This is a genomic window from Nitrosospira briensis (assembly GCF_900115125.1).
Classification (GTDB): domain Bacteria; phylum Pseudomonadota; class Gammaproteobacteria; order Burkholderiales; family Nitrosomonadaceae; genus Nitrosospira; species Nitrosospira briensis_A.
The window spans coordinates 311,514-333,448 of the sequence record NZ_FOVJ01000002.1; the positions used below are offsets into that span (position 1 = coordinate 311,514).

A 21,935-nucleotide genomic window follows, 5' to 3' on the forward strand; every position below is an offset into this window, starting at 1 on the left:
GGCGGGACGAGCCCGCCTGATTCATCAATCATAGCCTGCCACACGCGACGCTGCCCTCAGACTTCCTGCGCAGGCGTTGTGGTTGTTGCTGGCGCCGCCGGAGGCGTATTATCCTTGGGAGGTGTTGGCGTCGTTTTGTTAGGCTTTGGCGGCCTCGGTGCACGTCCTTCCATAATATCGCTGATCTGCTCGGAATCTATGGTTTCCCACTCCAGCAGAGCCTTGGCCATGACCTCGATCTTGTCGCGGTTTTCCTCTATCAGCCTGCGTGCCAGGCTGTACTGCGTATCAATGATACGGCGAATTTCTATGTCCACCTTTTGCATGGTGGCTTCGCTGACATTCTTGTGCGTGGTAACAGAGCGGCCGAGAAACACTTCTCCCTCATTCTCGCCATATACCATAGGCCCAAGAGAATCGGACATGCCCCACTGCGTCACCATGCGCCTCGCCATTTCCGTAGCGCGCTCGAAATCGTTGGAAGCGCCTGTCGTCATCTGCGCCATGAAAACTTCCTCCGCGATGCGCCCACCAAAGAGAACCGCAATGTTCTGCAGAATTTCCTCGCGATCCATGCTGAAACGGTCTTCCGTCGGCAATTGCATCGTAACGCCCAGCGCACGTCCCCGTGGAATAATGGAAACCTTATGCACCGGGTCGGTCTTTGGCAACAGTTGCGCCACCACAGCGTGCCCGGACTCGTGGTAAGCAGTATTGCGCCGCTCACGTTCCGGCATCAGCACGGATCTACGTTCCGCACCCATGAAAATCTTATCCTTGGCGCGTTCGAAGTCGTCCATATCCACAAGGCGTTTATTGCTGCGTGCCGCAAATAGCGCTGCCTCATTCACCAGGTTGGCAAGATCGGCACCCGACATGCCGGGCGTACCACGCGCAAGTATCTCCGCATGCACATCGGGTGCAATCGGTACCTTCCTCATATGCACGTGCAGTATTTGCTCACGACCCCGAATATCGGGTAGCGGCACCGTTACCTGCCGGTCAAAACGGCCGGGACGCAACAAGGCCGGATCAAGCACATCGGGCCGGTTGGTGGCAGCAATGACGATGACGCCTGCAGCTCCTTCAAAACCATCCATTTCCACCAGCAACTGGTTCAATGTCTGTTCCCGCTCGTCATTGCCTCCGCCCAGACCGGCGCCGCGTTGACGTCCAACCGCATCGATTTCGTCGATGAAGATAATGCAGGGTGCGTGTTTCTTCGCCTGCTCGAACATGTCGCGGACTCTTGCAGCTCCCACGCCGACGAACATTTCAACGAAATCCGAGCCGGAAATACTGAAGAACGGAACCTTGGCCTCGCCCGCAATGGCGCGAGCCAGAAGTGTCTTACCCGTACCGGGGTTTCCGACCATTAACACGCCGCGGGGTATGCGCCCCCCCAGCTTCTGGAACTTACTGGGATCACGCAGGAATTCAACCAGCTCGGAAACCTCTTCTTTAGCCTCCTCGCAGCCGGCCACATCCGCGAAGGTCACCTGATTGGTCGTCTCGTCAAGCATGCGCGCCTTGCTCTTTCCGAACGAGAAAGCACCGCCGCCCCGGCCCCCCCCCTGCATCTGACGCATGAAGAAAATCCACACGCCTATCAGTAGCAGCATTGGAAACCACGAAACGAAAATATTCATCAGCAGGGATGGCTCTTCTTCCGGCTTGGCATCGATAATGACGCCAGCCTTGAGCAGATCACTCACCATCCAGGGATCCGAAGGCGTATACGTGGTGAAACGCCTGCCGTCGGATTTTGTGCCCTTCAGAGTCCGGCCCTCAATGGTGACTTTCGCAATCCTGCCTTGCTTCACCTCGTCGATGAACTGAGAATATTCCATCGGTGCCTGTGCTGATTGCCGCGTGCTGAATTGGTTGAACACTGTCATCAGCACCAGGGCGATCACCAGCCAAATGGCCATATTTTTAATGAGATTGTTCAAGATAACTCCTTGGCTTGCGCCGTCAAAATCCTTGGTGTTTCATTCTAAACCCATTTGGAGATTTATAATAGCCGGTGTACATACCACTGCCACCATATCCCTCGAACCGGGTTACGTGCCTGGGCCTGGAAATTCAATTCCGTTTCCCCAGCCCCAGCAAGTAAATTTCGCTGCTACGACCTCGGGATGCTTCGGGCTTACGTGTTACCACTCGATTGAACGTAGTGCGCATTCTCCTTAGAAATTCCTCAAAGCCAGAACCCTGAAATACTTTGACGAGAAAGTTACCGCCATAGTTCAATCGCTCGACCGAGAATTCCAGGGCGACCTCGGCAAGATACATGCCCCGAGCCTGATCGATAACTCCTATGCCCGTTATATTAGGCGACATGTCCGAAATTACAAGGTCAAGAGGATATTTTTCGAGGTGTTTTTCCAATTCCGCCAAAATGGACGCTTCGGTAAAATCTCCCTGAATGAATGTGACGCCTGGCAAAGCCGCCATTTCCAGTACATCCAGCGCAATCACCCTGCCGCTTACACCCAGCTTTTCAGACGCAACCTGCGACCAGCCGCCGGGGGCCGCGCCGAGGTCCACAACTGTCATACCCGGCGCAAGTAGATTATCGCGCGCGGCGATCTCGATCAGCTTATAGGCGGCACGTGAACGATAACCCTCTTTTTTTGCTTGCTTCACAAAAAAATCATTCACATGCTCTTTCATCCAGCTTTTACTGGTTTTAGAGCGTTTCATCGCTTAAAATCACGTTTTCCGGGGGATTTATGCTAGAACTTGCATCTGTTCGACGGCGCTCGCTCCAGGCTCGCGCCCACGCCATCAAGCCAACTGTCTGGATAGGGACGGCCGGGCTGTGGGAGGGCATTATCCATGAGTTGGAACAGGGCCTCAAAAGCCACGAGCTGATCAAAGTCAAAGTATCCAGCGATGAGCGCGAAACAAGGAACGCCTTGTTGGAGGAAATCTGTGAGCGACTTGATGCCGCTCCCGTGCAGCATATCGGCAAGATACTGGTGATCTACCGTCCCAAACCCGACAAGACAGTGTCCGACATTATCTCCCAACGCAAGGAGAGAAAATCGCATCGAATCAAACCCAGGGCGGTATAATATCGCTGTATGACAACTTACGGTCGTCCCACCAATCGAGCCGGGATGCGCCGCCTAAACGTACTTTACGTCAAGTATCTCATACTCCCGCAAGCCTCCGGGCGCAAGGACTTCGGCTACATCCCCAGGGTACTTGCCTATTAGTGCACGCGAGATAGGGGAGCTGATCGAAATCTTTCCCTCCTTGATATCGGCTTCGTCGTCCCCCACGATCTGGTAGGTCACGACAGTCTCGCTGGCCATGTCTTCCAGGTCGATGGTTGCGCCGAATACGCAGGCGCCATCAGCATCCAGCAAGGCCGGGTCGATGATCTGAGCATTGGAAAGCTTGCTCTCCAGTTCGGCGATACGTCCCTCAATGAAGCCCTGCCGCTCCTTCGCTGCCTCGTATTCCGCATTTTCGGAAAGATCGCCGTGGGCACGCGCTTCTGCAATAGCCGCGATGACAGCTGGCCGCTGGACGGTCTTCATTTCTTGCAATTCGGCGCGCAGTTTTGCCGCGCCAACTACTGTTAATGGAATTGTACTCATAGTCTTTTTACAACACCCTGTTTTGAGTTCGATCTTGTTGCGGAATTATTTGCTTGATTGCCGCTACTCCAGCATGACTAAGGGCCAAGCCGGCACGCTACCTCTACGAGACCGCATCCAGCGGCGCCGCCTCCAGCAATCCATGAAGTTGCTGCAGGTTATAGGGCTGCAGCTCCCGCATGTTCGCCATGCCAACGCAGGCCGCGCGAGCGCCCGCAAGCGTAGTGTAATAGGTTAATCTGGCCTGCAATACAGCATGGCGGATCGAATAAGAATCTTGAATTGCACTGCGCTTATCTCCCACCGTATTGATAATCAAGTCCATCTCGCCATTCTTGATCATGTCTACGATGTGAGGACGTCCCTCCGCCACCTTGTTTACCGGAGTAACCGCCAACCCCGCTGCGTTCAGTACAGTAGCTGTACCTCGAGTAGCATAAAGCGTGAATCCCAGTTTCGCAAGATCGCGAGCAATTTCCACCACGCGCGGCTTATCCGCGTCACGTACGCTTATGAAGACCTTGCCCGCAAGCGGCAGTTTTACGCCAGCGGCCAGCTGCGATTTGACGAAGGCCTCGGCAAAGGTTTGTCCGATTCCCATCACCTCGCCGGTGGATTTCATTTCGGGCCCCAGTATGGTATCCACTCCCTGAAGCTTGATAAAAGGAAAGACCGCCTCCTTGACGGAATAATAGTAAGGAATCACTTCGCGGGTCACGCCTTGCTGGGCCAGCGTCCTGCCCGTCATGCAACGGGCAGAAATTTTCGCCAATTGCAGGCCGGTGGCCTTAGATACGAAAGGTACCGTGCGCGATGCCCGGGGGTTGACCTCCAGTACGTATACGGTTTCGCCCTGAATAGCGAATTGCACGTTCATCAACCCTACGACCCCGAGCGCGCGAGCCATCGATGAAGTCTGTCGCCGCAACTCGTCCTGCAGGGCAACCGACAGGCTGAAAGGCGGCAGGGAACAGGCCGAGTCGCCCGAGTGCACTCCGGCCTGTTCTATGTGTTCCATGATCCCCGCGATCAGCACGGCTTTGCCGTCACTCACCGCATCCACATCGACTTCAACCGCATCGTTCAAAAAATGATCCAGCAGCACGGGAGAATCATGCGAAACTTTCACCGCCTCGCGCATGTAGCGTTCGAGATACGCTTTCTCGTGAATAATCTCCATGGCCCGGCCTCCCAGCACATAACTGGGACGCACAACCAGCGGATAACCGATTTCGTCAGCGGCCGCAAGCGCGGCTTCAGCGGTGCGCGCCGTGCGATTGGGCGGCTGTTTCAGCTTCAACTGATGCAGCATTTTCTGAAAACGCTCGCGATCCTCGGCGCAGTCGATCATATCGGGACTGGTGCCAATGATGGGTACTCCATTGGCTTCCAGATCGCGTGCGAGTTTCAGCGGAGTCTGTCCGCCATATTGAACGATCACGCCTGAAGGCTTCTCCACCGCAACGATTTCGAGCACATCTTCCAGGGTCAGCGGCTCGAAATAAAGCCGGTCGGAAATATCATAATCCGTGGAAACCGTTTCGGGGTTGCAGTTGACCATGATGGTTTCGAAACCATCCTCGCGCAGGGCCAGCGCCGCATGCACGCAACAGTAATCGAATTCGATCCCCTGGCCGATGCGATTCGGCCCGCCGCCCAGCACCATGATCTTCTTCTTCGCGCTGGGTAGCGCCTCGCATTCCTCCTCGTAAGTGGAATACATGTAGGCGGTACGGGTGGCGAACTCGGCAGCGCAAGTATCGACACGCTTGTACACCGGGCGCAGGCCGAACGCATGGCGGCTGGCGCGAACCGCCTCCTGGGTGGTATTCATCAGCTTTGCCAGACGCCGGTCAGAAAAGCCGCTTCGTTTGAGTTTGCGCAGTGCTAGCAAGTCAAGCTCATCCAGTGCCGTTCCCGCAAGCGACTGCTCCTGACGTACAAGGTCTTCGACCTGGGTCAGAAACCAGGGGTCAATGTGAGTGTGTTCGTGAATTTCATCGAACGTCAGGCCGCAGCGAAAGGCGTCTGCAAGGTACCAGATGCGCTCCGGACCGGGATCGCTCAACTCGGTCGCGATGATTTCAATATCGGTTGTTTTCTCATCCAGGCCGTCGGCGCCAATCTCCAATCCACGCAGTGCCTTTTGCAAAGATTCCTGAAAAGTGCGGCCAATGGCCATGACCTCGCCCACCGACTTCATCTGGGTGGTCAGGCGATCGTCAGCCTGGGGGAATTTTTCAAAAGCGAAACGCGGTATCTTGGTCACGACATAATCTATGGATGGCTCGAATGAGGCCGGCATTGTTCCGCCAGTAATATCATTTCTGAGTTCATCCAGGGTATAGCCTACCGCCAGCTTTGCCGCCACCTTGGCAATAGGATACCCCGTCGCTTTCGAGGCCAGCGCGGAAGAACGCGATACCCGCGGGTTCATTTCAATGACAAGCATGCGTCCATCTACCGGATTAATGGCAAACTGGACATTGGAACCGCCGGTTTCCACGCCGATTTCGCGCAATACCGCGATCGATGCATCCCGCATGATCTGGTATTCCTTATCGGTCAAGGTTTGCGAGGGCGCGACGGTAATGGAATCTCCGGTGTGGACACCCATCGGATCGACGTTTTCGATGGCGCAGATGACGACGCAATTGTCTTTCCTGTCACGTATCACCTCCATCTCGAATTCTTTCCACCCTATGACCGATTCCTCGATCAGCAATTCTTTGGTAGGGGAAGCTTCCAGCCCGCGTTCGCAAATACCGACGAATTCCTCGCGGTTATATGCGATGCCACCGCCGCTGCCGCCCATCGTAAATGATGGCCGGATGATCGTGGGGTAACCTACCATTGCCTGTACCTGCAGGGCTTCCTCGAGGCTGTGGGCGATTGCGGAGCGCGCTGAGTTCAGACCGATACGGCCCATCGCCTGCTTGAATTTCTCACGGTCCTCAGCCTTGTCGATGGCCTCGCGCGACGCGCCGATCAACTCGACATTGTATTTTTGCAATACGCCGTTCTTTGCCAGGTCGAGGGCGCAGTTCAAAGCCGTCTGCCCGCCCATGGTCGGCAACAATGCATCCGGCCGCTCGGCGGCAATGATTTTTTCCACCATAGACCAGATGATGGGCTCGATATAAGTGGCGTCGGCCATCTCGGGATCGGTCATGATGGTGGCGGGATTGGAGTTCACCAGAATGACGCGATATCCTTCCTCACGCAAAGCCTTGCACGCCTGCGTACCGGAATAGTCGAATTCGCAGGCCTGCCCGATAATGATGGGCCCCGCGCCAATAATGAGGATACTTTTTATGTCGTTACGTTTAGGCATGGCTCCAGCGAAGTGTAAGGCGGGAAAGCGGCGCGCTCCCGCGGGCGTCGCTGAACAAATTCAGGGTTGGGGCGCTCATCTGGCAACTGAGCCGTGACCTGGGGATTTATTCAGCACTTCCTTTCGTATCAAGGCTTCGCCTTTTCTCCATCAACCCTATAAATTTGTCGAATAGGTAGTCCAGATCATGAGGCCCCGGATTGACCTCCGGATGCCCCTGAAAGCAGAATACAGGCCGGCCGATCAACTCGAATCCCTGCAGGCTGCCGTCAAACAACGACACATGGGTAACTCGCGCGTTTTCCGGTAATGTATCGATATCCACCGCAAAACCGTGGTTCTGGCTGGAAATCACCACGCGCCCCGTATCCAGATCCTGCACGGGATGATTTGCGCCGTGGTGGCCAAATTTCATTTTCATGGTTTTGGCGCCTGCCGCCAACCCTAACAGTTGATGCCCCATGCAGACACCGAAAATGGGTATCTCTCCCTCGATCAGGCTCCTCGTTGCGGCGATGGCGTAATCGCAAGGCTCGGGGTCGCCCGGCCCGTTGGAAAGGAATACCCCGTCGGGTTGCAATGCCAGAACTTCCTCGGCGGTAGTTTGCGCAGGGAGTACTGTAACCCTGCATCGGCGTTGCACAAGTTTGCGAAGCATGTTGCGCTTGATTCCAAAATCCACTGCTACAACATGAAAGCGAAAGTTGTTCTCGACTTCGTAGTCACGTCCCAGTTGCCATTCACCTTCGGTCCATTCATAAGGCTGAACGCAGCTCACCACTTTGGCCAGATCCATGCCGACCAGCCCCGGGAATTCCCTTGCGCGTTTCAACGCTTCCGCTTCATCCGGATCTCCTGCCATGATGCAACCGGCTTGCGCGCCCTTTTCCCGCAAAATACGAGTAAGTTTGCGGGTATCAATATCGGCAATCGCCACCACTTCATGTTGCTTGAGGTATTCCGGCAGCGTTTGCGTCTGCCTCCAATTGCTGGAAGTCAGGGGCAGATCGCGAATGACCAGACCCGCTGCATGTACGCGATCGATATTGCCCGATTCGACGTCATCCGCGTTGACGCCCGTGTTGCCAATGTGAGGATAGGTCAGTGTTATGATCTGCCGGCAATAAGATGGGTCGGTGAGGATCTCCTGATAGCCGGTCATGGAAGTGTTGAACACCACTTCACCTGTACTGATGCCCCCCATACCGATGGATATCCCGCGGAAAACGGTGCCATCGGCGAGCGCGAGAATGGCGTACGGGCGTTGGGGCACGAGAAACTCCTGGCACATGGGAAGGGGAACAGGGCGTAAAAACGGGACAAGGTATCGCCTGTCCCGTTTTACAAGCGGGTATTATACGTTCAAAAGCAGCGCGCTTCAATGAAACCGGGGGATAAGAACCAGCGGCAATCTTTGCGGACGTATGCCGGATAGCCGGTTATTCGCGCAATCCCAGCACGTCCTGCATGTCAAACAGCCCGCTTTGCCGTCCCTCGAGAAATCGGGCGGCGCGCAGGGCGCCCTCCGCGAAAGTTGCGCGGCTGCTTGCCCTGTGGGAAATCTCGATTCGTTCACCCGTTCCTGCAAACATCACCGTGTGATCGCCAACAATATCTCCGCCTCGCACCGTGGCAAAGCCAATGGCATCAGCGGCGCGTTCACCGGTAATGCCTTCGCGCCCGTAAACCGCAACCTCGGAGAGATCTCTACCGAGCGCTTGCGCCACCACCCTGCCCATCTGAAGTGCAGTCCCGGAAGGCGCATCTATTTTATGGCGGTGATGAGCCTCGATGATTTCGATATCATAACCTTCACTCAGCGCCTTGGCCGCCACCTCCAGCAGTTTGAGCGTGACGTTCACGCCCACGCTCATGTTGGGAGCAAATACGATAGCGATTTCTTTTGATGCGGCCTTGAGCTCTTCTTCCTGCTGCGGTGAAAAGCCCGTAGTACCGATTACCATCTTGACCCCTTTTTCGCGGCAAGATGCGACATGCATCATCGTTGCCTCGGGCCGGGTAAAATCTATCAGCATGTCGCTTTTGCCAAGCGCAGCAGTCACATCATCGCTGACAACGACACCGCACAGCGCACCGATCAACTCCCCTGCGTCCTTTTCAAGGTAAGGACTTCCCGGTCGCTCAAGCGCCGCGGCCAACCGCATGTCCGGCGATTGCTCGACCGCTTCCAGCAGCGTTCGACCCATACGGCCCGAGCTTCCGGCGATAGCAATATTCAATGTGGTCACTTATATTCCAATAACATAATCGAACCAGCAGCGCTCTATTCCTTCAACTGATCCGCTCCCTTATTGCCCCTGTCCCATGCCTGCGATGGCACCTGCCGCGGGCTCCTCACCGGCTCCGTCAAACCCGAAGTATCGCTTGCACCCGGGGATGGCGGGCTATCGGAATCCGGAACAACGCTTAAAGCCGGACCACTCGTAGAAGCGGCGACATCGGCGGGAACCTGGAGAGTGTCCGCAGCCGGCACATCCGTTGCAGGAATATTGGCGGGAGCAGCAATGACTTCGGGACTGGGGAATTCGCCTGAAACCGGACTACGGGCCTGTTCGTTGCCTCGCGGCACAGCTGGCTCCTCGACTGCCTCATGCTGTGCAAAAACAAGCGGTGAAAAAGTGCCGTCGATACGCACCAGCTTGTCTTCTTCAAAAAATACGGTCAGGTTTCTTTGTTCGACCAGTTGCCCCTTCTGCTCAAGACGATATACGTAATCCCAGCGGTTTTCATGAAAAGCGTCGCTGATCATGGGCGAGCCCAGCGCGAAGCGAACCTGCGAGCGCGTCATGCCGGGCTTCAGTTTGTCTACCATTTCCTGGGTAATGACATTACCCTGCTGGACTTCGATCTTGTAGAGCAAAGATGGAACGGATGAGCATCCTGCGAGCAATAACAAAACGACCAACGTCAGTATTCTTGCGCGCATCGGGGCGGCGTATGTTTCCAAAGCAAACTCAACGTTATATGATACAGCAAATAACTTAATGGATGGGTATAGCTATGAGCAAGCCAAATCTCAAAACCATGGGCTTGAAGGCCACGCTGCCGCGGCTTAGAATACTGAGCTTGTTCGAAAGCAGCCCGGTTCGCCACCTTTCCGCGGAAGATGTTTATAGAACGCTGATTGGAGAAGGCGAGGACATCGGCCTTGCGACAGTGTATCGCGTACTGACACAGTTCGAACAGGCGGGGCTGCTCGAACGGCACCATTTTGAAAGCGGCAAGGCGGTGTTCGAGCTTGCAAGCGACGCTCACCACGATCACCTGGTCTGCTTGCAGTGCGGCAGGGTAGAGGAATTTTACGACGCTGAAATCGAGAAGCGCCAAATCAAAATCGCCAAGGACCGGGGCTTCGCCATACATGAACACTCGCTTTCCCTTTACGCCGATTGTATCAAGCCGGCCTGTCCTCATAGGAAACCGGAGGAAAAAAGGGAACAATGAAAAAGGACCCTGTTTTTATGATTTTCATCCGGAACAGGTGAATTCACCCTTATAATGTTCAGTTAGCCGCGGGGATCGATTTTTCAATGAAAGACGCTTGAAACTCGACTGGCTTCTGCAGGATTGCTGAACTCGCCGTTTTCCTCGTTCTGCACAGATTGCACTTTGTCTCTCGGATGAATTATTTTCCGGATGGGCGGGAGTATGACTTTCTCGCCCCGCTGAACCCTTATCAAGGCGGTTGACCAAATTACCCGGACGTACTGTTAAGCGTTTTATTCAAACTATTTTTGCTTATATTAAACATTGACTCACCATTGGAATTCAATAACGCATGAGCACTGAATTGACGGGCGCTGAAATTACGGTGCGTTGTTTGCAGGAGGAAGGGGTGGACCATATTTTTGGTTATCCCGGGGGCGCCGTGCTGTTCATTTATGACGAATTGTTCAAGCAGGACAAGGTCAGGCACGTACTGGTAAGACATGAGCAAGCGGCCGTCCACGCCGCTGACGGCTATGCCCGCTCCAGCAAAAAGACAGGCGTGGCGCTGGTGACATCCGGGCCCGGGGTGACCAATGCCGTGACTGGCATCGCCACCGCTTATATGGATTCGATTCCCCTCGTCATCATCAGCGGGCAAGTGCCAACGCACGCCATCGGACTGGATGCGTTCCAGGAAGTGGATACCGTGGGCATCACGCGCCCCTGCGTGAAACATAACTTCCTGGTGAAAAATGTCGCGGAATTGGCTACGACCATCAAGAAAGCATTCTATATTGCCTCAACCGGGCGGCCCGGTCCCGTGCTCGTCGACATTCCAAAGGACGTGAGCCAGCACAAAGCGGCTTTTGTTTATCCTGAAAACGTCTCCATGCGCTCCTACAACCCTGTCGTCAGGGGGCATGGGGGACAGATAAAAAAAGCGGTACAGCTGCTACTGGAAGCCAAGAGGCCGATGTTCTACACGGGTGGCGGCGTCATCCTGAGCAATGCAGCGGAGCAACTGGCTGAGCTGGTACGAATGCTGGGGTTTCCCTGCACCAATACGCTGATGGGGTTAGGGGGCTATCCAGCTACGGACAGCCAGTTCGTGGGAATGCTGGGGATGCACGGCACGTATGAGGCCAATATGGCCATGCAGCATTGCGATGTGCTTGTGGCTGTGGGCGCCCGTTTTGATGATCGCGTCATCGGCAATCCCAAGCATTTTTCCAACGAAGCCCGCAAAATCATTCATATAGACATCGACCCTTCGTCCATTTCCAAGCGCGTCAAGGTGGATGTGCCAATTGTTGGTAGCGTTTCAGGCGTATTGGACGAACTTATAAAGCTGCTTAAAGCCCGCAAGGAAAAACCTGATCAGACCGCCCTTGATGCGTGGTGGACGCAGATCAATCTTTGGCGCGCCCGCGATTGCCTCAAATACGACCGCGCAAGTGCAATCATCAAACCGCAGATGGTGGTCGAAAAACTCTACGAGGTAACCGGAGGTGACGCTTTCATTACTTCGGACGTGGGTCAGCACCAGATGTGGGCAGCCCAGTTCTATAAATTCGACTTGCCGCGGCGCTGGATCAACTCCGGCGGCCTGGGAACCATGGGCTTCGGCCTTCCCTCGGCCATGGGCGTGCAGTTTGCCAATCCCGACGGAGCGGTGGCGTGTGTCACGGGTGAGGCCAGCATTCAGATGTGCATACAGGAGTTGTCCACCTGCAAGCAGTACAACCTGCCGTTGAAGATTATAAATTTGAATAATCGTTACATGGGGATGGTGCGGCAATGGCAGGAATTTTTCCATGGTAATCGTTATGCCGAGTCCTACATGGATGCGCTGCCGAATTTCGTCAAACTGGCCGAGAGCTATGGTCACGTGGGGATGAAGATCGAACAGCCCGGCGATATTCAGGGCGCGTTGGAAGAGGCGTTCAAACTCAAAGACCGGCTGGTATTCATGGATTTCATAACTGATCAGACGGAAAACGTCTTTCCCATGGTGCCCGGTGGAAAGGGCCTCTCCGAAATGATTCTGGTGTAAAAATGAGACATGTTATTTCTCTTTTGATGGAAAACGAAGCGGGTGCATTGTCTCGCGTCGCTGGCCTGTTCTCGTCGCGCGGTTACAATATCGAATCGCTTACCGTCGCCGCCACCGAAGATCCCACCTTGTCGCGCATGACGCTGGTTACCACCGGGTCGGACGATGTGATCGAGCAGATCACCAAGCAACTGAATAAACTCATCGAAGTGGTCAAGGTCCTGGATTTGAGCGATGGAAACCATATTGAACGTGAATTGATGCTGATGAAAGTGCGCGCGGTCGGAAAGGACCGCGAGGAGATAAAACGCATGGCTGATATTTTTCGAGGGCGCATCATTGATGTCACCGACAAATCGTACACCATAGAACTGACGGGTACAGGTTCCAAGCTGGACGCATTCCTCGATGGCATGGAACGCAGCGCGATTCTGGAAACGGTGCGTACCGGCGCTTCCGGCATAGGTCGCGGCGAACGGATATTGAAGGTATAGAAGCACGACGCGGACTGTGAGATGTCCCGGCGCCGGCTAGCCTTGCGGCTTTACTATTTGTATAAAGGAAAACATGAACGTTTATTACGATAAAGACGCTGACTTGTCGCTCATCAAAGACAAGAAGGTAACCATCGTGGGCTATGGTTCGCAGGGACACGCCCACGCCAATAATTTGAGAGATTCAGGCGTCACGGTAACGGTCGGCCTGCGCAAGAGCGGGGCCTCCTGGAGCAAAGCCGAGAAGGCAGGTCTTACCGTCAAGGAGGTGGCGGAAGCCGTAAAGGGAGCAGATGTTGTGATGATGCTGCTACCAGACGAGCAGATCGCCGCCGTTTACGCATCCGAAATTGAGCCCAACCTGAAAAGTGGCGCCACACTTGCGTTCGCTCATGGCTTCAACATTCACTATGGCCAGGTCTCTCCAAGAGAAGATCTCGATGTCATCATGATTGCACCGAAGGGACCAGGCCATCTGGTACGTTCAACCTACACGCAGGGCGGCGGTGTGCCTTCTCTCATCGCCGTGCATCAGGATAAATCGGGCAGGGCGCGAGAACTGGCGCTTTCCTATGCCGCTGCCAACGGGGGTACTCGCGGAGGAGTAATCGAGACCAATTTCCGCGAGGAAACCGAAACCGATCTCTTCGGCGAGCAGGTCGTGCTGTGCGGGGGCCTTACCGCTTTGATTCAAGCGGGCTTTGAAACACTGGTCGAAGCGGGCTATGCCCCGGAGATGGCCTATTTTGAATGTCTCCACGAGGTGAAGCTGATCGTGGATTTAATTTACGAAGGCGGCATCGCCAACATGCGATACTCTATCTCCAATAACGCCGAGTATGGGGATATTTCGCGAGGGCCGCGAATTGTGACAGACGCTACACGGGCCGAAATGCGCAAGATCCTGCATGAAATTCAGATAGGCGAGTACGCTCGTGAATTTATCCTGGAGAATCGCGCCGACGCACCCATGCTTAAAGCCAGCCGTCGCCTCGCCTCCGATCATCAGATCGAGAAGGTAGGCGCGAAGTTGCGCGATATGATGCCCTGGATCAAGAAAAACCAACTGGTTGACCAGGCAAAAAATTAGGGAACAAAGCGGGCGGATGGAGCGTGAATGCGAAACGTTCCATTTGCCCCATCATTCCGTCGTCAAGCAGCGCGTTCAGCACGACGATTGCGCCAAACGCGTTTGAAGTCCAGCATCATCCCGCTCATCATTAAGCCCGCCCTGCTGTGTCGCTATCAAGTAAGGCAGCCGTCATGGGAAAGCAGGTCGAGGGCCACCTCCATAAACACGAAGAGCTTTTTTTCGCACGTCGAATTTCCCCTTTTGCGGTAGCTATAAAACCGCGTTCCAATTCATGGGGCTGATCCGCTCAAGGCTTCCTGCAGCCTTTTCTCCTGGTCAGGTGAGAGTGAAGTGCGAAGCACCTTGCCCTGGACGCCGGAAAGCTCAGCCAAAACCTTTTCCGGTTGCGCCTTTCGTACGAGAATGAAAAGTGCGGACGAGTTATTGGGTATGGTTTCAGCGAGCGATTTAATAAAATCGTCATTGATGCCATAATCCGTCAGGGAACCGGACAGGGCGCCGGCGCCAATCCCGACAGTACTGCCCAGGACGAATCCGGCAAGCGGATTGAGAAATAGCAATCCGACGAACGTGCCCCATAAACTTCCAGAAATAAAACCGGAAGTTGCCCCGGCTGTGACGAGATTGATGCCTTGCTTGAGATGAACCTTGCCCGTCTCGTCCCGCACGACGACCACTGCATCCTCGATATCGATTAGATACTCTCTTTTTAACTTGCTCAGCCTTAATAGAACACGATCGGCTTCTTCAGGATCTTTAAATCCCACTACAACGAGTTCAGACATCTTTTCTCCTCCTCAAAAATTATTCTTCGCTCGCCTCGAGAACACTTCCATACACGCCGCACCCCTACACACTCCTGATATTTTCGGACGCTTCACCTTCCCTGAGGTGGGGCTTGAACCGCAATTCCTTCAATCCCTGGCGTCATAATGGAACTCCTTTTACCATCGATAAATTCATTTTTATAGTACAGTACATGTGCGCTTGATGAGCGTCAAGCGGGTTTTGATGTCATTATCATACTTGATTTTGCGAGTATCCAAAGCTACTTGGAGTTTGATCCAATGCCAATCCTCATAAAACAGTGATGCCGGAAAAACCGTTTTCATCCATTCGTCATTCAAATTGTCCACACGCCGGCAGCCTGATACGAATACCTTTCAATACGTTTCCATCAAGCGTTCTTGACGATATTGAGTTTTTCGGTTTCGCCAGTCGGGGAGGGGATATCTCTCCTCCCCGCGCAAGTACTACTGTTTACCATCAGCCCATAACCGTTTAACATGCATACTCTCCTCCCGGGATTGCACAATGATGCATGATCCTCATCCGCGCTACATGCTCAAATCCAAGTTGCGCCGACGCGGTATTTATTTGCTCCCCAACCTGTTTACCACCGCTGCGTTGTTCGCCGGGTTTTATGCAATCGTACAAGCGATGAATGGGCGTTTTGAACACTCGGCTGTTTCGATTTTCATTGCGATGGTACTGGATGGACTGGATGGGCGCGTGGCGCGGTTGACTCATACTCAGAGCGAGTTCGGCGCTGAATACGACAGCCTTTCCGACATGGTCTCGTTCGGCGCGGCTCCCGCGCTGGTAATATATGAATGGGCCTTGAAGGACATGGGAAAGTGGGGGTGGACCGCAGCTTTCATTTATTGCGTCTGCGCTGCACTGCGCCTCGCGCGCTTCAATACGAATATCGAGGTGGTGGATAAGCGTTTCTTTCAGGGACTGCCCAGTCCCGCGGCTGCTGCGCTGATAGCGGGTCTGGTATGGGTGATGCTGGACTTTGGGATAGAAGGCGCAGATATCAGATGGCTTGCCTGGGGCATAACCCTCTTTGCGGGCCTCACCATGGTGAGCAACATTCCCTATTACAGCGGCAAGTCCATCAACTTGCGCAAGAGCGTGCCTTTCATCACTGTGCTGCTACTTGCGCTGTTCTTTTTTGTTTTGATTCCAAGCCAGCCGCCGGTTGTGTTGTTCTGCCTCTTTTTTGTTTACGCCTTGTCCGGGTATGCCCTATGGGTATGGAGACGGCTCAAGAAAAAAAGAACAATTGACGTGCAACATACGGGAGATTCCTCATGATTCAGATCCTGACGGAGCGTCCCGCGTGGAAGGCACTCGAAGAACACTACCAGACAATCAAGGATCTGCATCTCCGTCAGCTTTTTGCTGATGACCCTGATCGCGGCGGGCGCTTTACGGCTGAGGCTGCCGGTATTTATCTCGACTATTCGAAAAACCGGCTTACCGCCGAGACGCTCCGGCTGCTTGTTCAGCTAGCCGAAGAATGCGGTTTGCGTGAACGCATTGATGCAATGTTCAGGGGAGACCGGATCAATTCGACCGAACAACGGGCCGTGCTTCACATTGCCTTGCGGGCACCCGGGCATGAGCAAATCCTTGCCGATGGTGTCGACGTTGTGCCCGAGGTGCACGCCGTGCTCGATCGAATGACCGGCTTCGCTGATCAGGTGCGTAGCGGGCAATGGCTTGGACACACTGGCAAGCGTATTCGCAATATCGTCAATATCGGCATTGGTGGCTCGGATCTGGGTCCGGTGATGGCATATGAGGCCTTGCGTCACTATAGCTTGCGCGACATGAGCTTCCGCTTCATATCCAATGTGGACGGCACCGATTTTGCGGAAGCCACGCGTGATATCGATCCCCACGAAACATTGTTCATAATATGCTCGAAGACTTTCACCACCACGGAAACGCTGGCTAACGCCGATGCTGCCCGGCGGTGGATGCTGGATAAGATTGGGGATTTCCGAGCGGTGCGCAAGCATTTCGTGGCTGTGTCGACCAATGCCGGGGAAGTGTCTGAATTCGGCATCGATACCGCCAATATGTTCGGATTCTGGGATTGGGTGGGCGGACGTTATTCAATGGACTCGGCGATCGGCCTCTCGACCATGATTGCCATCGGGCCGCAGAATTTCCGTGCAATGCTGGCCGGCTTTCACGAAATGGATGCGCATTTCCAAAAAGCCCCCTTCGACCAAAACCTGCCTGTGCTCATGGGACTGCTCGCAATCTGGTACAACAACTTTTTCGATGCACAGACAATTGCCGTGTTGCCATACGAGCAATACCTCAAGCGCTTCCCGGCTTATTTGCAGCAACTGACGATGGAGAGCAATGGCAAGAGCACCACGCTGGATGGCGCTCGCGTTGATTACCACACCTCACCAGTTGTTTGGGGCGAACCGGGCACCAACGGCCAACACTCGTTTTATCAGCTCATACACCAGGGTACCCGGTTGATCCCGTGCGACTTCATTGGCTTCTGCGAGCCCTTGAATCCGCTCGGTAGCCAACACGATCTGCTCATGGCGAACCTGTTTGCGCAGACGGAGGCACTCGCGTTCGGGAAAACCCTGGATGAAGTGAAAGCCGAGGGAACACCCGGCTGGTTGTGCCCGCACCGGAGTTTCGAGGGTAACCGCCCAACCAACACGCTTCTTGTCGAGCGTCTGACCCCGCACACATTGGGTACTCTGGTGGCCCTCTATGAGCACAGCGTTTTTACGCAAGGTGTGATCTGGAATATAGATTCGTTTGACCAGTGGGGGGTGGAGCTGGGCAAGGCGCTGGCCAAACGCATTATGGGGGAATTGGAGAACATGGGTAGCACGGGCGGCGACTCGTTGAAACATGACAGTTCGACGAATACGCTGATATGCCGCTATAGCGCAAAAAAAACCTGACCATGAAAATGTTTCCGGATATCTGCCCGCTTTTTCTTCTTTCCTGACCTGAGTTTCCATCCCAGGCATGGCGGTCCGGAAAGAAGTTCTGTAATATCGGAAGCGCAATGCTTCGGAGCAGTCGGAGGAAAAGAGGCGTGCTGCGCGCAGCTCAATGGCGGCCAGGGGCAGTGGGAGGAGGACCAGCATTTTCGAGTAGCGAATAAATTTGTTCTCAATGCAAGCGTGCCGCTTGCTCTACCGGAACGATCCCCATGATCGAACAAATCGAATGCGACCAGGTGTGTATCAACACGCTACGCAGTCTATCCATGGACGCGGTAGAGAAAGCCCATTCTGGTCATCCCGGCACGCCGATGGGTTCAGCCCCAACGGTATACTGCCTCTGGCAGCGCTTTCTGCGTTATGATCCGGACGACCCCAAATGGCCGAACCGCGACCGCTTCATACTCTCGGCAGGCCATGCTTCGGCATTGCTCTACAGCCTCCTTTATCTGAGTGGCGTCAAGGCGGCGAGCCCGAGCTACGAGAATCCGGATCGGCTGGCAGTAACGCTTGATGACCTCAAGACTTTTCGGCAAGCCGGCAGCCGCTGCACGGGCCACCCGGAATATGGTTGGACCTCCGGGGTCGAAACCACTACCGGTCCATTGGGACAAGGCGTCGCGGTCAGCGTTGGCATGGCAATGGCCGAGCGCTGGCTTGCGGCAACTTATAACAGACCGGATTTAAAGCTATTCGATCATAATGTATACGCGCTGTGTAGCGACGGCGATATGATGGAGGGAATCAGCAGCGAGGCGGCCTCCCTGGCGGGACATCTCGAGCTTGCCAATCTGTGCTGGATTTATGACGATAATCACATCACCATCGAGGGGTCGACCGATCTCACTTTTACGGAAGATGTAGCTGCACGGTTCGCAAGTTACCGATGGAATGTCGCGCGCGTCAGTGATGCAAACGATCTGGGGCAACTGACACAGGCCTACGAAACGTTCCTCGATACGCATGACCGACCCACGCTGATCATCGTGCGTAGCCATATCGGCTACGGTGCGCCACATAAACAGGACACGCGAGAAGCGCACGGGGAGCCGCTCGGCCCCGAAGAGGTACGGCTGGCGAAAGAATTCTACGACTGCGACCCCGACCAGCAATTTCAGGTGCCGGATGGTGTCCGGGAACATTTCAAAGCCCAGATTGGCAAGCGTGGCGAAACGGCGCATGCCGCCTGGAAAAAGCTGTTTGCCGACTATGCCGCACAATACCCGGATCTGGCCGCACAGATCAGTTGCATGCAACAACGTGGCCTGCCCAGAGGCTGGGACGACGCGTTGCCTTCATTTCCGGCAGATACGAAAGGCTTGGCGACTCGCGAATCATCGGGCAAGGTGCTGAATGCGATTGCTGCCCGAATGCCATGGCTGCTTGGGGGCGCGGCAGACCTGGCGCCTTCTACAAAAACAGAATTGAAGGGGGCGCTGTATGGTGATTTTCAGGCGCCCGGACAGCATGAAAACCTGAATGGCAATTATCGCGGGCGCAACTTCCACTTCGGTTTGCGTGAACATGCGATGTGCGCCGTTGTCAGCGGGATGAGTCTATCCGGATTACGTCCTTACGCTGCCAGTTTTCTCATTTTCACGGATTACTGCCGTGCAGCGCTCAGGCTGAGCGCCATGATGGAAATTCCCGTCATTTTCATCTGGACGCATGATTCAATCAGCCTTGGAGAGGATGGTCCCACGCACCAGCCAATCGCGCAGCTTGCTTCTCTACGCGCCAGCCCCGGCATGATTGTCATGCGGCCAGCGGATGCCAATGAAGTCGTCGAGGCATGGCGCCTCATCATGCAGCTTACCGACCGCCCTGCTTGCCTGATTTTGACACGGCAGGCCGTGCCGACGCTGGATCGCGCCAGGTACGCCCCGGCGAGCGGCCTCAGTCGTGGCGCCTATATACTCGCGGATGCCGAGAACCATAATCCCGATGTGCTGCTGCTGGCTACAGGAAGTGAAGTCTCGCTCTGTATCGCTGCCTATGAACAGCTTAAGCTGGAGGGAATCAAGGCTCGGGTAGTCAGTATGCCTTCATGGGAAGTGTTCGAGAATCAGAGTCAGGAATATCGTGACAACGTTCTACCGCCAGGCATACTCGCGCGCGTCGCGGTCGAGGCGGCATCCCCCTTCGGTTGGGAGCGCTATACGGGTTCTGGCGGGCGCATCCTCGGCGTGAACAGCTTTGGCTTGTCGGCACCGGCGAAGATTGTCGCGCAGTGCTTCGGATTCGAGCCCTCGCACGTCATCGCCGCAGCCCGAGAACAAATTCAACGTCATGCTTCGGCTGTTTCGAATTAGGGCGGAACGCTGAAACTCCACTTGTACGTTCCAGTTTCAGTTAATCAAACGGTGAGGTGAGGCAGCATGGTCACAGCAAGATCACTATGAAAGTCAGCCCATTTGCAGGGAAACCCCCTGAACGGACAATGCTCGTGAATGTTCCGCGGCTGCTTACTGCTTATTACACCCAAATTCCTGATCCGTCCCTGCCGTCGCAAAGAGTTGCGTTCGGCACTTCCGGACACCGCGGCTCTGCGCTGGAAACAAATTTCAATGAATGGCACGTTCTGGCTATCACGCAGGCGATCTGTCATTATCGCGAACGCCAAAACATCAATGGGCCGTTATTTCTCGGCATTGACACTCATGCGCTTTCTGAACCTGCTTATGCCAGCGCACTCGAGGTACTGGCCGCAAACGGGGTTGAAGTCATGCTGGCGGCAAACCGGGAATATACTCCCACCCCCGCGATTTCCCACGCCATACTGACTTACAACCGCAACCGCACGGAAGGACTTGCGGATGGCATAGTCATTACTCCCTCTCACAACCCCCCCGAGAGCGGCGGTTTCAAATACAACCCGCCGCACGGCGGACCAGCTGGTGTCGAGGCCACCGCCTCCATGGAAGCCATGTCCAACGAGTTTCTGGAAAAGAATCTCGCCGGGGTGAGAAGAATGCATTTCGAAAAAGCGTTGCGCGCCGCTACAACGCACCAGCATGACTTTCTCAACACTTACGTCGGTGATCTCCATAATGTGATCGATATGGATGCAATCCGCGGCGCAAATATCCGCATGGGTGTCGACCCCCTGGGCGGAGCCGGCGTGCACTACTGGAGTGCGATAGCGGAGCAGTACAAACTGAATCTGGCTGTGGTCAACGATATAGTGGACCCTACCTTCAGTTTCATGACATTGGATTGGGACGGGAGGATACGCATGGACCCGTCTTCCCGTTATGCCATGCACGGACTGATTGATCTGAAGGATCGCTTCGACGTTGCGTTCGCCTGTGATACTGATCATGACCGCCATGGCATCGTAACCCGAAGCGCGGGCCTGCTACCGGCCGACCATTATCTCTCCGTCGCGGTTCACTACCTTTTTCCCCATCGCCCGCGATGGAGCGGCAAAACGGAAATAGGCAAGACTGTAGTCAGCAGCCAGATGATCAACCGGATAGCGGAAAAGCTCGGCCGGAGGCTCTACGAGACTCCCGTCGGTTTCAAATGGTTTGTCGATGGCCTTTGCAGCGGTTCCCTGGGCATTTGTGGCGAAGAAAGCGCAGGTGCTTCTTTTCTCCGCCTTGATGGCACAGTCTGGACGACGGATAAGGATGGAATCGTCCCGGCGCTCTTGTCGGCGGAAATCACTGCGCGCATGGGCCGAGATCCGGGCGAGATATACCATGAGCTCGAGCATGAATTCGGCAAGTCGTTTTTCGAACGTGTCGATGCGCCAGCCTCACCCGCGCAGAAGAAAATTCTGGCAAAACTGGCGCCGCAGCAAATTCACACTCCGGATCTTGCCGGCGAGAAGATTCAAGCCATCCTCACATGCGCGCCTGGTAACGATATGCCTATCGGTGGCATAAAGGTGGTAGCTGAAAGTGGATGGTTCGCGGCCCGCCCATCCGGCACCGAGGACATCTACAAGATTTATGCCGAGAGTTTCCGTGGAACAGGCCATCTGAGCTGTATCCTGGAGGAGGCCCAGACGATAGTCGGAGACGCGCTTGTTGCAGCACGGGATAACGCATCCGCCGAAACATGATTCCATGATCGCCTCACCGGCTCGAGGGCTCATCACAGCCGGGCCGGCACATTGC

At 54.9% G+C, this 21,935-nt stretch carries 17 protein-coding genes; 9 read left to right on the top strand and 8 right to left on the bottom strand.

Translation table 11 applies throughout. The features are described 5' to 3' along the window. Positions 1–56: 56 nt before the first annotated feature. Complete coding sequence (gene ftsH / locus BMZ14_RS06785) at positions 57–1,952, bottom strand: ATP-dependent zinc metalloprotease FtsH (protein ID WP_074796048.1); 1,896 nt, start codon at positions 1,950–1,952, stop codon at positions 57–59. Positions 1,953–2,085: 133 nt separating this feature from the next. Then, positions 2,086–2,706 (bottom strand): RlmE family RNA methyltransferase, encoded by a 621-nt coding sequence (locus tag BMZ14_RS06790; RefSeq protein WP_074796050.1) that lies wholly within the window; start codon positions 2,704–2,706, stop codon positions 2,086–2,088. A gap of 29 nt (positions 2,707–2,735) precedes the next feature. On the opposite strand from BMZ14_RS06790, the gene yhbY reads away from it, so the two are divergent. Continuing rightward, on the top strand, positions 2,736–3,080 hold the full coding sequence (gene yhbY, locus BMZ14_RS06795) for a ribosome assembly RNA-binding protein YhbY (protein ID WP_074796052.1): 345 nt from the start codon (positions 2,736–2,738) through the stop codon (positions 3,078–3,080). A gap of 54 nt (positions 3,081–3,134) precedes the next feature. Here yhbY and greA read toward each other — a convergent pair whose 3' ends face one another. From greA to bamE, 5 genes are all read right to left on the bottom strand, one after another. Then, entirely contained in the window at positions 3,135–3,611 is a 477-nt protein-coding gene (gene greA / locus BMZ14_RS06800; RefSeq protein WP_074796054.1) for a transcription elongation factor GreA, read from the bottom strand. A gap of 103 nt (positions 3,612–3,714) precedes the next feature. Next, positions 3,715–6,945: a carbamoyl-phosphate synthase large subunit gene (gene carB / locus BMZ14_RS06805; protein ID WP_074796056.1), complete on the bottom strand. Its 3,231-nt coding sequence runs from the start codon at positions 6,943–6,945 to the stop codon at positions 3,715–3,717. A gap of 106 nt (positions 6,946–7,051) precedes the next feature. Then, complete coding sequence (gene carA / locus BMZ14_RS06810) at positions 7,052–8,218, bottom strand: glutamine-hydrolyzing carbamoyl-phosphate synthase small subunit (protein ID WP_256208450.1); 1,167 nt, start codon at positions 8,216–8,218, stop codon at positions 7,052–7,054. Positions 8,219–8,384: 166 nt separating this feature from the next. Next, positions 8,385–9,194, bottom strand: coding sequence for a 4-hydroxy-tetrahydrodipicolinate reductase (gene dapB / locus BMZ14_RS06815; RefSeq protein ID WP_074796059.1), 810 nt, complete (start codon positions 9,192–9,194; stop codon positions 8,385–8,387). Positions 9,195–9,229: 35 nt separating this feature from the next. Next, a complete protein-coding gene (bamE, locus tag BMZ14_RS06820; RefSeq protein WP_074796061.1) occupies positions 9,230–9,892 on the bottom strand; it encodes an outer membrane protein assembly factor BamE in 663 nt (220 codons plus the stop codon). 74 nt (positions 9,893–9,966) lie between these two features. Here bamE and fur point away from each other — a divergent pair, with 74 nt between their 5' ends. The 4 genes from fur (at position 9,967) to ilvC (ending at position 14,032) form a co-directional block, all read left to right on the top strand. Continuing rightward, entirely contained in the window at positions 9,967–10,410 is a 444-nt protein-coding gene (fur, locus tag BMZ14_RS06825; protein WP_074796063.1) for a ferric iron uptake transcriptional regulator, read from the top strand. A 334-nt stretch (positions 10,411–10,744) separates the two neighbouring features. Then, positions 10,745–12,448, top strand: a complete 1,704-nt coding sequence (locus tag BMZ14_RS06830) for an acetolactate synthase 3 catalytic subunit (RefSeq protein WP_074796064.1) — start codon at positions 10,745–10,747, stop codon at positions 12,446–12,448. A 2-nt stretch (positions 12,449–12,450) separates the two neighbouring features. Then, positions 12,451–12,942, top strand: coding sequence for an acetolactate synthase small subunit (gene ilvN, locus BMZ14_RS06835; RefSeq protein WP_074796066.1), 492 nt, complete (start codon positions 12,451–12,453; stop codon positions 12,940–12,942). Positions 12,943–13,015: 73 nt separating this feature from the next. Continuing rightward, positions 13,016–14,032 (top strand): ketol-acid reductoisomerase, encoded by a 1,017-nt coding sequence (gene ilvC, locus BMZ14_RS06840; protein WP_074796068.1) that lies wholly within the window; start codon positions 13,016–13,018, stop codon positions 14,030–14,032. Between the two features lie 272 nt (positions 14,033–14,304). Here the strand turns inward: ilvC and BMZ14_RS06845 are convergent, their stop codons facing one another. Then, positions 14,305–14,820: a DUF1269 domain-containing protein gene (locus tag BMZ14_RS06845; RefSeq protein WP_074796070.1), complete on the bottom strand. Its 516-nt coding sequence runs from the start codon at positions 14,818–14,820 to the stop codon at positions 14,305–14,307. 529 nt (positions 14,821–15,349) lie between these two features. Between BMZ14_RS06845 and pssA the strand changes: the two genes are divergently transcribed. From pssA to pgm, 4 genes are all read left to right on the top strand, one after another. Next, positions 15,350–16,135 carry a CDP-diacylglycerol--serine O-phosphatidyltransferase gene (gene pssA / locus BMZ14_RS06850; RefSeq protein ID WP_256208452.1) on the top strand — a complete coding sequence of 262 codons (786 nt, stop codon included), beginning with the start codon at positions 15,350–15,352 and terminating at the stop codon, positions 16,133–16,135. Further along, complete coding sequence (gene pgi / locus BMZ14_RS06855; RefSeq protein ID WP_074796072.1) at positions 16,132–17,766, top strand: glucose-6-phosphate isomerase; 1,635 nt, start codon at positions 16,132–16,134, stop codon at positions 17,764–17,766. The genes pssA and pgi overlap by 4 nt, the downstream gene beginning before the upstream one ends. A gap of 254 nt (positions 17,767–18,020) precedes the next feature. After that, entirely contained in the window at positions 18,021–20,123 is a 2,103-nt protein-coding gene (gene tkt / locus BMZ14_RS06860; RefSeq protein ID WP_074796073.1) for a transketolase, read from the top strand. Positions 20,124–20,209: 86 nt separating this feature from the next. Continuing rightward, positions 20,210–21,880: a phosphoglucomutase (alpha-D-glucose-1,6-bisphosphate-dependent) gene (gene pgm / locus BMZ14_RS06865; RefSeq protein ID WP_074796075.1), complete on the top strand. Its 1,671-nt coding sequence runs from the start codon at positions 20,210–20,212 to the stop codon at positions 21,878–21,880. Positions 21,881–21,935: the final 55 nt, after the last annotated feature.

What these genes read in the sequence shown, in the direction of transcription:
- BMZ14_RS06790 (WP_074796050.1), bottom strand. Translation starts at nt 2,706, where the DNA reads ATGAAACGCTCTAAAACCAGTAAAAGCTGGATGAAAGAGCATGTGAAT.
- yhbY (WP_074796052.1), top strand. Translation starts at nt 2,736, where the DNA reads ATGCTAGAACTTGCATCTGTTCGACGGCGCTCGCTCCAGGCTCGCGCC.
- greA (WP_074796054.1), bottom strand. Translation starts at nt 3,611, where the DNA reads ATGAGTACAATTCCATTAACAGTAGTTGGCGCGGCAAAACTGCGCGCC.
- carB (WP_074796056.1), bottom strand. Translation starts at nt 6,945, where the DNA reads ATGCCTAAACGTAACGACATAAAAAGTATCCTCATTATTGGCGCGGGG.
- bamE (WP_074796061.1), bottom strand. Translation starts at nt 9,892, where the DNA reads ATGCGCGCAAGAATACTGACGTTGGTCGTTTTGTTATTGCTCGCAGGA.
- fur (WP_074796063.1), top strand. Translation starts at nt 9,967, where the DNA reads ATGAGCAAGCCAAATCTCAAAACCATGGGCTTGAAGGCCACGCTGCCG.
- BMZ14_RS06830 (WP_074796064.1), top strand. Translation starts at nt 10,745, where the DNA reads ATGAGCACTGAATTGACGGGCGCTGAAATTACGGTGCGTTGTTTGCAG.
- ilvN (WP_074796066.1), top strand. Translation starts at nt 12,451, where the DNA reads ATGAGACATGTTATTTCTCTTTTGATGGAAAACGAAGCGGGTGCATTG.
- ilvC (WP_074796068.1), top strand. Translation starts at nt 13,016, where the DNA reads ATGAACGTTTATTACGATAAAGACGCTGACTTGTCGCTCATCAAAGAC.
- BMZ14_RS06845 (WP_074796070.1), bottom strand. Translation starts at nt 14,820, where the DNA reads ATGTCTGAACTCGTTGTAGTGGGATTTAAAGATCCTGAAGAAGCCGAT.
- pssA (WP_256208452.1), top strand. Translation starts at nt 15,350, where the DNA reads ATGATGCATGATCCTCATCCGCGCTACATGCTCAAATCCAAGTTGCGC.
- pgi (WP_074796072.1), top strand. Translation starts at nt 16,132, where the DNA reads ATGATTCAGATCCTGACGGAGCGTCCCGCGTGGAAGGCACTCGAAGAA.
- tkt (WP_074796073.1), top strand. Translation starts at nt 18,021, where the DNA reads ATGATCGAACAAATCGAATGCGACCAGGTGTGTATCAACACGCTACGC.
- pgm (WP_074796075.1), top strand. Translation starts at nt 20,210, where the DNA reads ATGAAAGTCAGCCCATTTGCAGGGAAACCCCCTGAACGGACAATGCTC.